This window comes from Micromonospora hortensis (assembly GCF_022230935.1).
Lineage (GTDB): Bacteria > Actinomycetota > Actinomycetes > Mycobacteriales > Micromonosporaceae > Micromonospora > Micromonospora hortensis.
Genome location: NZ_JAKKFE010000015.1, coordinates 1 through 14,380, shown reverse-complemented (window position 1 = coordinate 14,380; position 14,380 = coordinate 1). Strand labels below are relative to the sequence as shown.

Genomic DNA, 14,380 nt, shown 5'->3' with positions numbered 1-14,380 from the left:
TATGACTGCCGATTGCTTCCGACGTATTGCCGTCACTTTTCTTCAACAAACTGGTGGCCGAAAGGGGCCTGCCACACCGAATCGACGGTACGGCAGGCCCTCGGACGTCTGAGCGTCGGATCAGCGTGGCGCTGGGGGACGCCGTGCGATGGCGCTGAGGAAGATGCTGCCGATCTCGCTCGGGTCCTTGGTGACGAAGACGTCGCCACCGGTCACCTTGGTGATCGACTCCAGCTCTGCCTTGCTGACGCCCTCGCCGATACCGATCATGATGACCTGGACCGGCCGCTCCGGGTCGGCGATCTGCTTGAGCTTGGCGAGCAGCTGCTGCTGGTTGAGGCCGTTGTTGTCCTCGTTCTTGCCGTCGGTGAACAGCACTATCGAGTTGACCCGGCCGGGCTGCCAGTTTTCCTGCACCGCCTGGTACGCGGCCAGCATGGTGTCGTAGAGGCCGGTGTCGCCGCTGGAGGGCTTGACGGTGGCGAGCGCGCCCTCCAACTGGGCCCGCTGGCCGGAGAGCGGCCCGATCGGGACCAGCTCCCGGTAATCCCGGTTGCCGACCAGTTGGGTGGAGAAGGTCCACAGGCCGATCGACCAGGAGTCGTCGAAGAGGCCGAGGCCGCGACGGGCCGCGTCGACGGTGACCTCCTCCCGGCTGCGGTTGTTGGCGCTGGGCACCGGGTCCTTCATCGAGCCGGAGACGTCGATGACGGCGAGCATCCGACCGGACTGGGTGGCGATCGACCAGCTGGAGACGACCCGCTGGATGGCGGCCGGGTCGAGGCCACCCGCCGCGGTGCCGCCGTTCGCCGGTGCGGTCGGCGCGCCGCCGGACGGGCTCGGGGCACCCTGCGGCGCCTTGAATCCCTCGCCCCAGTTGCCGTCCGGCGCGCGCAGCGACTGCGCGGCGAGCCGGTCACGGAAGGTCGGGCTGGTGAGCAGCTCGAACAGCACCTTGGCCGCCGACGCCTTGCTCGGCTCGATGCCGGGCAGCACCGCGTACGGGTAGTCCAGCGGCATCGGCGCCGGCTCCATGTAGAGCGCGGCGAGCGGCACCGGCGGCTTCTTGCTGTTGTACGCCATCACGTCTTCTTCGGACAGCGCCGCCGCGCCGAGACCACTGGCGATGGACGTCGTGTCGTTGGCCGTCGGGAAGCGGGCCAACAGGTCGTTGCGGAGCGAGGAGCGCCCGGTGGCCAGTGCGCGGAGCGCGCCGACGGTGTTGCGCTGGGCGTCGCCGCCGGCGCCGTTGGCGGCGGCGGTCAGCGAGAGCAGACCGGACAGGCCCGCCGCGTCGCGGGTCGGCTCGACGATCCCGGTCCGCAGTGGCGCGCCGGTGTTGGTGACCTGCTTGAGCAGGTCGGTCCAGGTGAACTTCTTGTCCGGCCAGCCCAGCCGGGTGGCGATCGGCTCGGGCATCGCGACGACGATCGGGCTGCGCGCGATGGACTGGCCGTTGGTCGGCGCGAACGCTGTCGCGTCCTTCTTCAACCGCAGCAGCCACGTCGAGGAGTCGGGCACCCAGACGTCGGGGCTGACGGCGGTGCCGCTGGCCTGCCCCACGCCGGCCAGCACGGCGCCGTGCTTGGCGGCCACCACGGCCGCCACGTCGACCGGGTCGGACGCGGACACGTCGACGCGGATGCAGGTCGGACCCACCGCGGCGCCATCCTTGACCCACTGGGAGGCGGCGGCGTCCACCGCTGGCGCGAGTTCGGAGGCGACCGCCACGGCGAGTCGGATCTCTCCCGAGCAGCTGGGCTGGATCAACTCCTGGTAGCCGAACCACGCGCCCGTCGTCACGACGAGCACCCCCGCCGTTGCGGCGGCGGCGGCTAGATGGAGTTTCGAACGCATGCGATGGCGGCCTGCTGACACGGTGACCATCTTGCGTACTAGGTGCCGTCTCTGCCACATCCGTTCGGACTAAAGTTACGGAGGAGAAACAGTTGACCACCTTTTCGCAACACAGAGTGACGAGGCAGCCTCACGGCGTCGCCAAACCAGTGCCGCCCTCACGTCTCTAAACCATCGTTCAGGGCAGTACGCACGTCGGGCTCGGCACCGGCACCGGCTCGCCAACCGCCTCCAGGACACCGGTGTCCGCGTCGCGCCGGAACACCCGCACCATGTCCGCCCGCTCGTCGGCGACGTAGAGGTGCTCCCCGATGAGGGCGAAGTGCCGGGGCCACTCCCCGCCGGTGTCCACTTCGGCCACCAACTCGGGCAGCTCCCCGGTCAGTGTGAACACCGCCACGGTTCCCACCCCACGGTTGGCGACGTAGAGGAACCGGCCGTCCGGGGCGACAGCGACCTCCGACGGCTGGACGTGACCGGCGCGCTCGCTCGCCTCTACCCGCCCGCGCTGGTGCAACGCGCCGTCGTGGGTCAGCTCGTAGGCGGTGACGGAGGCGTCCAGCTCACCGACGAGGTAGCAGCGCCGCCCGTCGGGGTGCCGGGCCAGGTGCCGGGGACCGGTGCCGGGCTTCGTACGCATCCGGGGCGCCCGCGGCACCAGTCGTCCGGTCGCCTCGTCCAGGTCGTACCGGTAGACCGAGTCGGTGCCGAGATCCACGCCGAAGATCGGCCCCGGGCCGGACCCGGGCGAGACCATGTGGGCGTGGGCGTGGTCCTGGCGCTCCGGGTCGGGGCCGTGCCCCTCGTGCACCACCAGGTCGGTGCGCTCGCCGGGCGTGCCCTGCTGGTCGAGCGGGAAGACCGCGATGCTGCCGCTGCCGTAGTTGGCAGCCAGCAGGTGACCCCCGCCGGGCAACACCGCCAGGTGACAGGGCTCGGCGCCGCCGGTCGACCGACTGCCGATCGGGTCCAGAGCGCCGTCCGCCCCGACCCGCCAGGCGCTGATCTCGCCGTCCGTCAGCTCGTTGACCGCGTAGAGCACCGGCTGGGTGGGGTGCCGCACCAGGAAGGAGGGGGACGGGGTGACCGCCACAGTGCCGAGCGGGGTCAGCGCCCCGGTCCTCGGGTCGCGACGAGCGGCGACGATGCCGCTGCCCCGCCCGCCGCTCTGCGCCGTGTAACCCCCGATGTGGACGACCTCACCCTGACCGCTCACGCCCAACTCCTCCGCCGGCATCCTTCGTTGATCCAACCAGAGGCTGCCCGCGTTGCCGGCCCGTTAACCCGCTTTCCGGCCCGGATCTCAGGCCGCCGGCACCGGCTCGCCGCGCTGTCGGGCCACGTGCTCCACCAGAGAGATCAACACCATCTTCCCGGACTGCCGGTCCCGGGCGTCGCAGAGCACCATCGGCACCTCCGGGTCCAGGTCGAGCGCTCGGCGTACGGTCTCCAGGTTGAATCGGCGGGAGTCGTCGAAACAGTTCACGCCCACCACGAACGGGATTCCCCGCTGCTCGAAGTAGTCGATGGAGGGGAAGCAGTCGGCCAACCGCCGGGTGTCGGCGAGCACCACCGCGCCGAGCGCGCCGAAGGCCAGCTCGTCCCAGAGGAACCAGAACCGGTCCTGCCCCGGCGTGCCGAACAGGTAGACCTGAAGGTCGTCGTTGATGGTGATTCGGCCGAAGTCCATCGCCACAGTGGTGGTGGACTTGCCCTCCACGCCGGAGATGTCGTCGGTGCCGATCCCGGCACCGGTCAGCACCTCCTCGGTCTGCAACGGACGGACCTCGCTCAGGGCGCTCACCAACGTCGTCTTGCCAGCCCCGAAGCCTCCCGCGATGAGGATCTTCAGTGCCAGTGGGATCGTGGTGCTGGTGCCCACCTGGTCATAGCGCACGGAGTCCACTGACCACCGCCTTGAGGATGTCGTCGTCGGGAAGGATGCCGGCTGCCGGCGGCTCGTGCACCGCTACCAGGCCCTCGGCGAGGAGATCACCGAGCAGTACCCGGACCACGCCGACCGCGAGGTCCAGCTCGGCCGCCAGTTCGGCCACCGACACCGGCCGGTGGGCCAACATGACCAGCCGTCGATGCTCCGGCAGCAGATGCGAATGGCTCGTCGCGTCGATGTCCGAACCGGCCAACACGAACGCGACCAGGTTGAAATCGTCGACGGCGGAGCGCACTCGGCCTCCGGTGAGCGTGTACGGGCGCATCACCGGGCCGGCTTCACCGTCCAGCCACTCGTGCTGCGGCCCGGGCGGCTCAGTCCGCATCTCCGGCACCCGCTGCCGATCGGGCCGGCGCGGCGAGGCTCTCCCCCACCCGGATCACCAGCATCGCCATCTCGTACGCGACCAGCCCGATGTCCGCGTCGGCGTCGCTCACCACGGCCAGGCAGGCACCCTGCCCGGCGGCGGTGACGAAGAGGTACGCCGCCTCCATCTCCACCACTGTCTGCCGGACCGGGCCGCCGTCCACGTGGCGGCTGGCGCCTCGGGCGAGGCTGGAGAAGCCGGCGGCCAGCGCGCAGAGGTGCTCGGCGTCGGAGCGCTCCAGCTCGGCCGAGCAGCCGAGCAGCAGGCCGTCGGCGGAGAGCACCACCGCCTCGCGGGCGGCCGGTACCCGTTGCACCAGTTCGTCGAGCAACCAGTCCAGGCCGGCGCTCTGCTTCGTCGAATGCCGCACTAGGCGTCCCTCTCAGTCACGGTCGGGGGTTCGGGGGTCGTCGGCGGGTCGGTGGGGGCCGCCTGAGCCGTCGGGCCGGTTGGCGCCGTCGGGGTGGTGGCGGTGGCGCGTCCGCGGGCCGTGCCGGCCTGGAGCGCCGCCATCACCTGGCGGACCTCCTCCGGCGAGCGGGGCGACGGCGTGTCGGTGACTGTCGACCGGGGCTGGGCGGCGGGGGTACGACGTCGCACCCGGCGGGGCAGGCCATCCAGCTCGTCCTCCGGCTCGTCGGAGGTCGCCGAAACCTCGTCGCGCCCATTGGCGGGCGGGATGGCCGAGGTCGGCGCTCCGGTGGGTGGGGCGGGCGGGGCCGTGCTGGCGGACGGGGCCGTCGGCGGGCGGGTACGGGGACGGGTGACAGCGCCCCGGCGCGCCGTCCGAGCCAACCGTCGGCTTGGGTCGGCCGAAGCGGTACCGAGCGTGGCGGGGTCGGGGCCGGCCGGCGGCTCGGTGGTGACCAGATCGCCGGGGACCACCACCACAGCGGTCACGCCACCCTCGCCGGACGGGCGCAACCGCACCCGTACGCCGTGCCGGGCCGCGAGCCGGGCCACCACGAACAGGCCGAGTCGGGCGCTCTGCGCCGGGTCGAACTCGGGCGAGCTGGCCAGTCGGGTGTTGGCGGTCTCCAGTGCCGCGTCGGACATGCCCAGCCCCTGATCGGTGATCTCCAGGGCGTACCCGTTGGCAACCTGGGCCCCGGTGACGGTGACCCGGGTGTCCGGCGGGGAGAAGGCGGTGGCGTTCTCGACCAGCTCGGCGAGCAGGTGGATGATGTCGCCGACCGCCCGCCCCAGCACGCCGGCCGGCTGCACGGCCTTGACGTCCACTCGTTCGTACGCCTCGACCTCGGAGATCGCGCCGCGGATCAGGTCGACCATCGCGACCGGGTTCCGCCAACCCCGGCCGGGCGCGGAGCCGGCGAGGATGACCAGATCCTCGGCGTGTCGGCGCAGCCGGGTGGCCAGGTGGTCGACCTGGAACAGTTCGGCCAGCTCGTCCGGGTCCTCGCTACGCCGCTCCATCCGGTCCAGCAGGTGCAACTGACGGTGCACCAGGCTCTGGCTCCGTCGGGCGATGTTGAGGAAGACCTCGTTGAGCCCGCGACGCAGTGTGACCTCGTCGACGGCGGCCTGGACGGCGGTGCGCTGCACCTCGGTGAAGGCGCGCCCGACCTCGCCGATCTCGTCGTGGCCGTACTCCAGCGGCGGCGCCTCCCGGGCGACGTCGACCTGCTCGCCACGGCGCAACCGGGCCACCACGTCGGGCAGTCGGTGCTCGGCCAGCTCCAGCGCGGCGGTGCGGACGCCGCTGAGCCGGCGGACCAGGGTGCGGCCGACCCGCAGCGCCACGAGCACCGAGACGACGACAGCGACGAGCCCGAGTACGCCGGCGGCGGCCAGCCGCACCAGGATGCGGACCGCCATCGGCACCGAACGGTCGGCGAGAGCGTCGGCCTCGGACAGTTCGAAGTCCCGCAACTGCTGCTGCACCGCGTCCTGGCTGGCCTGCCAGGCCGCCGCGTCGACAGTCGGCCGGCCGGACCGGTTCGGTACGACGAGCGCGTCCTGCATGCTGCGCAGCCGCGTGAACGCCTCGCTCTCGGTCAACCGTTGGTACGCGACCCGGCTACTCGCGGGCAGGTCTGCCACGGCGCTCTCGGTGAGCCACCGTTGGTTGCCGATGGCCTGTACGAGCTGGGTGTGCTCCCCCTCGGCGAACCGTCCGGCGGTGAGCGCGCCGGCCAGCAGCGCGTCGCTCTGGCCGAGCAGTTCCCGGGAGCGACCGAGCGCGGTGAGCGCCAGGGCCTGCCGGTTGATGTCCGGGTCGGTCAGGGTCGCCATGCCGGCGAACGCCTGGAAGGCCGCCGAGACCATGCCGCTGTACAGGCCGATGGCACCGGCGCGGTCCACCTTGCGCTGGTCGATGAACTTCCGCCCGTCCGGCAGCGCCGCCAGGGTGTTGACCAGCTGGTCGACCCGGGTTTCCAGCAGGTCGTCAGCGGCGTCGCGCAGCGGCTCTCCGTCCACCCGCCGGCGCAGTTCGGCGATCGCCCGATCGGTGCGCCGGCGCTGCTCGGCGAGCGCGGGCAGCTCGGAGTTACCGGCGAGCTGCACCACCGAGAGTCGACGTTCCCGTTGCAGCTCGGTGACGACTGTCTCGCCGGGGCGACCCAGGTCGTACAACAGGGTGCGGGCGGAGAGCAGGTTCAGTGCGGGACCGAAGGTCAGCGTGGTCGCGAAGATCCACAGTGCCAGGAGCGCGGTCACCGGCGCGACGACCAACGCGGTCAGCTTCGAGCGGATCGGCCAGTCGCGGGTTTTCATCAGACCTCGCCCGTACAGGGTGGCAGGAGGGTGCCGGCGCTGCCGAGCACCGCGCCTGCCGGCTGCGAGCCCGGCCGCGTCGCCGGGCACCGGCGCGGGCGCCTTGGGCAGGATACGTAATCGGAGGCTGTTTCACTACCGCCCGTGTCTCCACCGCCCATGCGCCTCATCTGGGATGAATCAGGTTTTGGCCGGTGAGTAGTTGCGCCCCTCGTCAGGAAAGTGCCTCGGATCGGGATTGGCGATCACTGCGCGGAGGGAATAGCAGATGACGAAGGAGGAGCCCATGTCGCCCACGCAGATAGTCGTCATCGTGCTCGTCGTGCTGGTGATCGTCGCGGTGCTGGCCGTGGCCGCCCGCTCGCTCAACAACCGCCGGGCCCTGCGCAACCGGTTCGGACCGGAGTACGACCGGGTGGTGGCGGAACAGGACAGCCGGTCCGCCGCGGAGCGCGAACTGCGCGACCGGGAACGCCGGCATGCCGAGCTCACGCTCACCCCACTCACCCCGGAGTCCCGGGCCCGGTACGCCGCTGCCTGGGAGGAACTCCAGGTCCGCTTCATCGACTCCCCCGGCGAGACCGTGGGCGACGCGGATGAACTGGTCACCCGGCTCATCGAGGAGCAGGGCTACCCGACCGGTGACTTCTCCGACCAGATCGCCCACCTCTCCGTCGAGCACGCCCGCACCCTGACCAACTACCGGGACGCGCACGAGATCCACCTGCGCAACTCCCGGGGCGAGGCCAACACCGAGGAGCTGCGGCAGGCGGTCGTGCACTACCGCGCACTCTTCGCCGACCTGCTGGGCGAGGAGCCGGTCGGCCACCACACTCCCGAACAGCGCCACCACCCGGACCACGACGCCACGAGCCGCTGAGGAGGCCACCGATGCGCCAGGAAGAGCAGCAGGTGAGCAACGACCACCCGGAGGCCGTCCGGTCCGCGCCCGTGCCGGTACCCCCGGCCGGCGACCGGGCCGGCCGCTCCGACGTCCCGGAGGACGCCCTCGACGAGCGGGGCACCTTCGACGACCAGACCACCGCCCACGAGCGGGCCAACGACACCGACCGGGACGCCGCGTACGACCCGGCCGACGACGAGCTGACCGACGACGCCGACCCGCGCCACCGGCGCGACGACCGGTCCACCGACGAGGATGGTTTCCACGAGCCGGGGCCGCTGCCGACCACGTTCGGCGCCACCACGGTGGCCGACGCGGTGGCCGCCTCCGCGCTGGCCAGCCCGCACCCGCAGGATCAGCCGGACCCGAGGGCCGAGCGGACCGCCCAGCCGGGCGACGGCGCCGAGGACGGCGAGCGGGAGGGTCTGCGCGCCGACCCCACCGCCGAGCTGCACCGCCGCGACACTGATGTCGACGACAGCGCGGACGTCGACGACAGCGCGGATCTCGACGACCGCACCGCCGCGGACACGTCCGCGCGGACCGTCGTTCCGCCGGGAAGCACTGACGGCGACCCCGAGCGGCGCGTCGATCTGACCGGCGACCGCGATGCCGCCGCGGCGGGTGCGGCCGGCTACGGCAGCGCGACACCGGAGATGGTCGACCCGGACGCGGACGGCGAACCGGTCCCCGGCGACGACACCAGCCCCACGCTGGAGTCCGCCGGAACGTCCCGATCCGCCGGGTCGACGGTCGCGGCCGAGCCGGCCACGCTCCTCGACACGGACACCGCGCAGGGCTTCCGGGACCGCTGGCGGGACGTGCAGCTGCGTTTCGTCGACGACCCACAGGCGGCTGCCGGTGAGGCGCAGTCACTGGTGGAGGAGGCCATCCAGGCCCTCTCCTCGGCGCTCGCCGCTCAGAAGAGCACCCTGGGCGGGTGGCAGGACGCCGGCTCGGCCGACACCGAGCAACTGCGGATGGCGGTCCGCAACTACCGGGACTTCCTGGACCGCGTACTCGGTCGCTGAGTACACAGCACCACCACTGGCGCCCCGGCCGAAACCGGCCGGGGCGCCCTCGTGCGTGCCGACAGTCGCCAACCCCGCCAGACCACTCGACAGGGCCCGAACACGGCGGTCTCGACCTCCGCGAGTGAAACGGCGCGGACGGGGTAATAGGGCGCGCGCACACCAACCAGCGCGGACGTCGGGACGAGGGGTGACGGGATGGACGGCGACGGTCTCCGGCTCAACATGAACGGCCTGGACTACCTGATCCTGGCGCTGTACTTCGTCACCGTCCTCGGGGTCGGCTTCGCCGCGCGCCGGGCCATCCGGACGAGCGTCGACTTCTTCCTCTCCGGCCGCTCCCTGCCCGCCTGGGTGACCGGTCTCGCCTTTGTGTCGGCGAACCTGGGCGCGTTGGAGATCATCGGAATGGCCGCCAACGGGGCCCAGTACGGCGTGATGACGGTCCACTACTACTGGATCGGCGCGGTCCCGGCGATGGTCTTCCTGGGCATCGTGATGATGCCCTTCTACTACGGCTCCAAGGTCCGCAGCGTGCCGGAGTACCTGCGGCTGCGGTTCAACCGCCCCACCCACCTGCTCAACGCGATCAGCTTCGCCGTCGCCCAAGTGCTGATCGCCGGCGTGAACCTGTACGCGCTGGCCCTCGTCATGCAGGCGCTGCTCGGCTGGCCGCTCTGGACGGCGATCGTGGTCGGCGCGGCGATCGTGCTGGCGTACATCACCATCGGCGGCCTGTCCGGGGCGATCTACAACGAGGTGCTCCAGTTCTTCGTCATCCTGGCCGGCCTCATCCCGGTCACAGTGATCGGCCTGGTCAAGGTCGGCGGGTGGAACGGCCTGATGGACGCGGTCGGCGACACCAAACTCGGCGAGGCGGGCCTGCACGCGTGGCAGGACACCGGCAGCACTGCCAACCCGCTGGGCGCGCACTGGATCGGCATCGTCTTCGGCCTCGGCTTCGTGCTGTCGTTCGGCTACTGGACGACGAACTTCGCCGAGGTGCAGCGGGCCCTCTCGGCCAAGAACATGAGCGCCGCCCGGCGCACGCCGATCATCGCCGCGTACCCGAAGCTGTTCATCCCCCTGGTCACTGTCATCCCCGGCCTGGTGGCCCTGGTCACCGTGAAGGGCCTCGGCGCGGAGAGCGGCGACCTGCAGTACAACAACGCCATCCCGCTGCTGATGCGCGACCTGCTCCCCAACGGCGTGCTCGGGGTGGCGGTCACCGGCCTGCTCGCCTCGTTCATGGCCGGCATGGCGGCCAACGTGAGCGGCTTCAACACCGTCTTCACCTACGACATCTGGCAGGCGTACATCCGCCGTGACCGGTCGGACGAGTACTACCTGCGGGTCGGCCGGTGGGCGACTGTCGCCGCCGTGGTGATCGGGATCGGCACCGCGTTCATCGCGGCCGGGTTCAGCAACATCATGAACTACATCCAGGCGCTCTTCTCCGTCTTCAACGCGCCGCTGTTCGCCACGTTCATCATCGGCATGTTCTGGAAGCGGATGAGCGCGCTGGCCGGCTTCTGGTCGCTGCTGCTGGGCACCCTGGTGTCGCTGAGCCTCTACCTGCTCTACAAGGGCGGGGTCATCCATTTCAACTCCGACCTGGAGGAGAGCTTCTGGGGTGCCGGTCTGGCGTTCGTCACGGCGGTGGTGGTCGCCGCGATCGTCACCCCGCTCACCTCACCCAAGCGGGACGAGGAACTGCGCGGGTTGGTGTACGGCATGGGCGGCGTCGACCTGAAGGGCGACGTGCTCGCGGGGGACGCCGCCTGGTACCGCTCCCCGGTGCTGCTCGGTCTGATCGCGGTCGCGCTGGCCGCCCTCTTCTACATCCCGGTCTTCTAAGGAAAGGGGTCGGCAGATGAGCAACGACGGCCAGCCGGCACAGGACCCGCTGATCGACGAGGCGCAGGCGGAGCAGAGGCGTTCCGCCGCGGCCCGGCTGTTCGACATCCGCCGGGTGATCGGTGGCCTCTTCGTCGCGTACGGGGTCATCGTGACGCTGATCGGCATCTTCGACAGCCGGGCCGAGATCGACAAGGCCGAGGGCGTTCGGATCAACCTGTGGGCCGGGCTGGCGATGCTCGCCTTCGGTCTGCTCATGCTGCTCTGGCAGTGGTGGCGCCCAGCCGAAGCGCCGGACCCGAACGAGCAGCAGCCCGACGCCTGAGCATCTGACCGCACGGATTGAGCACGGCCCGGCCGACCGCCGGGCCGTGCGGCATGAGCGCGGCACGAAGGGGTACGTGGGGGAAATCAGGCACCGTGTCGGACACAGGAGGCAGCACCATGACCGATCGCGATCGCCAACCGCCGCTGGAGGACAGCCCCGAGGTGGCCTCGGCGGTGGACGATGACGCCACCGTGCCGCAACTGCGGACCGGAGGTGGCCCGGACCGGGACACACCGGGCTTCGCCGAACCCCGCAGCCGACCGGCCGACCTCGCACCGGACACCGACGAGCTGATCGGCGACCCGTACGCCGCCGGCACCGGGGCGACCGGGACGGGCACCGGCGCCGGCGGGGACAACATCCGCACCGGGGGCGAGCAGCCCTGGGAGCCGGAGGACCTGGTGATGGCCCGCGGGCAGGACCTGACACCGGAGAACCTGGAGAAGGCCCGCCGTGACCTGGCCGAGCAGGGCCGGGCGGCGATCGAACGCACAGTGCCCTAAGGGGGGTCCCCGGCCCGACCTGTGACGGTCGAGCCGGGGACCCGGGGGGAACCTGCTGCCAACAGTGCCTCACCAACCACTGGCAGCGGGTTGGTGCGTGAGCTACCCGATCAGAGCGCCGGGTAGGCGTTGCGCATGAGCTCCTGGAACTGGGCGGAGAACCACGCACCGGAGATCGGCGCGTCGCCGAGCGCCCCGGACGGGTTGTTGCCGTTGCGGGCGTTACCGCCGTACGTCGGGTCGCACATCCGGTCGAAGCCCTTGCCCTCGTTGTTCGGGATCTCCTTGCTGGAGCCGTCCGACTCACCCGGCGGCTTCACCCAGACGTAGGCGTCGATGCCCGTCGCCGGGGTGGCCCGGGGCCGCTCACCGAGACCGGCACCAGCCTGGTTGCACCAGTTGCCGAGGTGGGCCCGGCGGTCGATGCGGCCGCCGTTGACGTACGTGTCGACGCTGGTCGTCGCGCCCGGACCGGTGGGCCGGGCGGAGCCGCCCCAGCCGTTACGGGACGTGTCGATAAGCATGCCGATGTTGGAGTTGAAGCCGACCGAGACCAGCTGGTTGCGGAACGCCTGGGCGAACGACAGCTCGTCGACGTAGAAGTTCCAGTCGACCCACTTGGACTGCCGCACCGTCTGGCCGTTCACGTTGTCGGTGACCTTGAAGTACGGCTCCTGCAACGCCGAGTAGTTCGCCGTGTTGGTGATGAACCCGTGCACGTTGTTGACAGTGCTGCCGGAGGCGACCGCTGCGGTCTTCAGGATGTTGGAGGTCGGGACGAAGTTGGAGTCCCAGCCGAGCCAGCCGTGGTGGCCTGCGTCGATGTAGTTGTAGACGTTGCCGATCGCGCCCAGCTTGGCCAGGGCGTAGCCGACACCGTTGACGTAGGCGCCGTTGGCCTTGACCGTGTCGCACATGACAGTGCCGCCGGCCTGATCGGACGTGTTGGTGACCAGGTTCGGCAGCGAGTCGATCTCGATGATGTTGATGATCCGCAGGCTGCTGTACTTCGACTCGCCCTGGATCGCGGCGATCGGGTCGATGTACTGGGCCTTGTACTTCGGCAGCTCGTCCGGGCCCAGCTCGCCGTTGGAGGCGAGCGCGGAGCAGTCCCGGCCGGGCAGGTTGTAGATCACGAACTGGATGTAACCGGCGCCCTGGCGCAGCGCCTCGTCCAGGTGCTGACGAACCCCGAAGGCGCCGTTGGAGCTGCTGTCCGGGGTGCCGTTGATCGCGGCGATCCGGTCCAGCCAGACGGCGGTGGGGTTGTTGGAGACGCGGCTTCCGCCGGCCTCGGCGTCCGCCTTGGCCTTCCACTCCGGGTTCACGTAGCCGCGCACCCCGACGTACGGGTTGTCGACCTTGGTGCCGGGCGGGTTGGTGGGCGGGTCGGTCGGCGGATCCGTCGGCGGGTCGGTCGGCGGGTCGGTCGGCGGATCGGTGGGCGGGTCGGTCGGCGGAGTGGTGCCGCCGTTGCAGACCACGCCGTTCAGGGTGAACGAGGTCGGCTTCGGGTTGCTGCCGCTCCACGCGCCGTTGAAGCCGATGCTCGTCGACGCGCCGGTGGCCAGGGTGCCGTTGTAGGACAGGCTCCGGGCGGTGACCTGGCTGCCGGACTGGGTGAACGTGGCCGACCAGCCCTGCTGCACCCGCTGGCTGGAGTTGGCGAAGGTCCAGCCCAGCGTCCAGCCGTTCAGCGCGTCGCCGACGTTCTTGATGGTGACACTCGCGGTGAAACCGCCGGGCCAGTCATTGCTCGTGTACGCGATGTCGCACTGCGTCGCGGCCTGCGCCGCGGTAACCGGAATCGTTACGAGCCCACCGGCGACCAGGGCACCCGCGCCGGCGAGCGCGAGGGCCCGGCGTGGGCCGGTTAGCCTTCTCCACACATTCATGCCACTGATCTCCTTGGGCGAGACCGGGCCCAGGTACGGCCCGGCGGGACGGCCCGATGGGCGTCCTGCACGGACGGCCGTCGGCACCACGGGATTCTTTGGGGGGCGCCCGACCCGGACGGGCGATGGTGGTGGTGGTGCCCGGCCAATGCGTCGGCCGGTCGATCGGCGGCGGGGTGCGTCGCCCGGTGAAACCGGGTGCCCTCGACTCCCCTGCCTGCACGGTATGGCTCTCTGAACCGCGTCCGCCGATTCTTGCATGGGAGCGCTTCCATGGCAATGGCTCGATGTGTTGCCGGAGCCGTTTCGGACGATACCTCCGACTGCGCCCGACCGGCACGCGCCGCTCGGACCCGCCGCTACCGGTTGACCGGGCAGGCCCGGCACGGGAAGCGCGGAACGCCATGGCACACCCACAGGACTCCGAGCCGCCTGACACGACGCTCAGCGCAACGAAAGCCGCGTACCACCCCTTCACCTCTTACTTGGATCAAAGGTAAAACGCGAATCTTTCACTTCATAAGTCATGAAACGGTCTAACGTCGGTCTTAGCTCGGTTGTCGCCGAGCTCAGGACAACAGGGATGGAGTGACGCAGGTCATGGCTAAGAAGATGCTCGGGAAGGTCGTTGCGGGCGCCGCGCTCGGCGGCGCGTCGCTCCTGGTGTTCGCACCGGGGATCGCGTTCGCCGACGGCCACGACGACGGCAAGGTCTACGCCAAGCCGCACGTCGTCAAGGCTGGCGACGAGGTCAAGCTCCTCGAGATCTGCCCGGATCGGCAGGAGCACGCGTACGTGTGGTCCAAGGTCACCGGCAAGGTCAAGCTCAAGCCGGCGCATGAAGACCGGGGTGAGGACCGCGAGTGGCGCGAGGAGGAGAACTCCTCCGACCACGACAAGGGCAAGGACGAGCACGGCAAGGACGAGAACGGCAAGGACGAGAACGGCAAG

General features: G+C 70.6%; 12 protein-coding genes and 1 pseudogene. 6 read left to right on the top strand and 7 right to left on the bottom strand.

Annotated features, from left to right (window positions below; genetic code table 11):
- Positions 1-120 precede the first annotated feature (120 nt).
- The 6 genes from NIE111_RS12020 to NIE111_RS11995 form a co-directional block, all read right to left on the bottom strand.
- Positions 121-1,878 carry a substrate-binding domain-containing protein gene (locus NIE111_RS12020; RefSeq protein ID WP_238684489.1) on the bottom strand — a complete coding sequence of 586 codons (1,758 nt, stop codon included), beginning with the start codon at positions 1,876-1,878 and terminating at the stop codon, positions 121-123.
- A gap of 157 nt (positions 1,879-2,035) precedes the next feature.
- On the bottom strand, positions 2,036-3,073 hold the full coding sequence (locus tag NIE111_RS12015) for a lactonase family protein (RefSeq protein WP_238684488.1): 1,038 nt from the start codon (positions 3,071-3,073) through the stop codon (positions 2,036-2,038).
- A gap of 87 nt (positions 3,074-3,160) precedes the next feature.
- Positions 3,161-3,763, bottom strand: coding sequence for a GTP-binding protein (locus NIE111_RS12010; protein ID WP_238684487.1), 603 nt, complete (start codon positions 3,761-3,763; stop codon positions 3,161-3,163).
- Positions 3,744-4,133 (bottom strand): DUF742 domain-containing protein, encoded by a 390-nt coding sequence (locus NIE111_RS12005; protein WP_238684486.1) that lies wholly within the window; start codon positions 4,131-4,133, stop codon positions 3,744-3,746. The genes NIE111_RS12010 and NIE111_RS12005 overlap by 20 nt, the downstream gene beginning before the upstream one ends.
- The gene (locus NIE111_RS12000; protein ID WP_112584065.1) at positions 4,123-4,545 is read right to left on the bottom strand and encodes a roadblock/LC7 domain-containing protein; all 423 of its coding nucleotides are present in this window, start codon (positions 4,543-4,545) and stop codon (positions 4,123-4,125) included. Before NIE111_RS12000 ends, NIE111_RS12005 begins: the two co-directional genes overlap by 11 nt.
- Positions 4,545-6,911, bottom strand: a complete 2,367-nt coding sequence (locus tag NIE111_RS11995) for a sensor histidine kinase (protein ID WP_238684485.1) — start codon at positions 6,909-6,911, stop codon at positions 4,545-4,547. The genes NIE111_RS12000 and NIE111_RS11995 overlap by 1 nt, the downstream gene beginning before the upstream one ends.
- Positions 6,912-7,197: 286 nt before the next feature.
- Between NIE111_RS11995 and NIE111_RS11990 the strand changes: the two genes are divergently transcribed.
- From NIE111_RS11990 to NIE111_RS11970, 5 genes are all read left to right on the top strand, one after another.
- Positions 7,198-7,791: a hypothetical protein gene (locus tag NIE111_RS11990; protein WP_238670584.1), complete on the top strand. Its 594-nt coding sequence runs from the start codon at positions 7,198-7,200 to the stop codon at positions 7,789-7,791.
- Between the two features lie 11 nt (positions 7,792-7,802).
- A complete protein-coding gene (locus NIE111_RS11985; RefSeq protein WP_238684484.1) occupies positions 7,803-8,846 on the top strand; it encodes a hypothetical protein in 1,044 nt (347 codons plus the stop codon).
- Between the two features lie 198 nt (positions 8,847-9,044).
- Positions 9,045-10,703 (top strand): sodium:solute symporter family protein, encoded by a 1,659-nt coding sequence (locus NIE111_RS11980; RefSeq protein WP_238684483.1) that lies wholly within the window; start codon positions 9,045-9,047, stop codon positions 10,701-10,703.
- A 16-nt stretch (positions 10,704-10,719) separates the two neighbouring features.
- Positions 10,720-11,028: a hypothetical protein gene (locus NIE111_RS11975; RefSeq protein WP_238684482.1), complete on the top strand. Its 309-nt coding sequence runs from the start codon at positions 10,720-10,722 to the stop codon at positions 11,026-11,028.
- A gap of 119 nt (positions 11,029-11,147) precedes the next feature.
- Positions 11,148-11,534, top strand: a complete 387-nt coding sequence (locus tag NIE111_RS11970) for a hypothetical protein (RefSeq protein WP_210786102.1) — start codon at positions 11,148-11,150, stop codon at positions 11,532-11,534.
- A gap of 110 nt (positions 11,535-11,644) precedes the next feature.
- Here the strand turns inward: NIE111_RS11970 and NIE111_RS11965 are convergent, their stop codons facing one another.
- Positions 11,645-13,429 (bottom strand): glycoside hydrolase family 6 protein, encoded by a 1,785-nt coding sequence (locus NIE111_RS11965; RefSeq protein ID WP_238684481.1) that lies wholly within the window; start codon positions 13,427-13,429, stop codon positions 11,645-11,647.
- Between the two features lie 600 nt (positions 13,430-14,029).
- Between NIE111_RS11965 and NIE111_RS11960 the strand changes: the two are divergent.
- Positions 14,030-14,380, top strand: a pseudogene (locus NIE111_RS11960) (hypothetical protein); the annotation flags it as partial.

Coding starts and splice junctions, on each gene's coding strand:
- NIE111_RS12005 (WP_238684486.1), bottom strand. CDS start 4,133: ATGCGGACTGAGCCGCCCGGGCCGCAGCACGAGTGGCTGGACGGTGAA.
- NIE111_RS11995 (WP_238684485.1), bottom strand. CDS start 6,911: ATGAAAACCCGCGACTGGCCGATCCGCTCGAAGCTGACCGCGTTGGTC.
- NIE111_RS11990 (WP_238670584.1), top strand. CDS start 7,198: ATGTCGCCCACGCAGATAGTCGTCATCGTGCTCGTCGTGCTGGTGATC.
- NIE111_RS11985 (WP_238684484.1), top strand. CDS start 7,803: ATGCGCCAGGAAGAGCAGCAGGTGAGCAACGACCACCCGGAGGCCGTC.
- NIE111_RS11980 (WP_238684483.1), top strand. CDS start 9,045: ATGGACGGCGACGGTCTCCGGCTCAACATGAACGGCCTGGACTACCTG.
- NIE111_RS11975 (WP_238684482.1), top strand. CDS start 10,720: ATGAGCAACGACGGCCAGCCGGCACAGGACCCGCTGATCGACGAGGCG.
- NIE111_RS11970 (WP_210786102.1), top strand. CDS start 11,148: ATGACCGATCGCGATCGCCAACCGCCGCTGGAGGACAGCCCCGAGGTG.
- NIE111_RS11965 (WP_238684481.1), bottom strand. CDS start 13,429: ATGAATGTGTGGAGAAGGCTAACCGGCCCACGCCGGGCCCTCGCGCTC.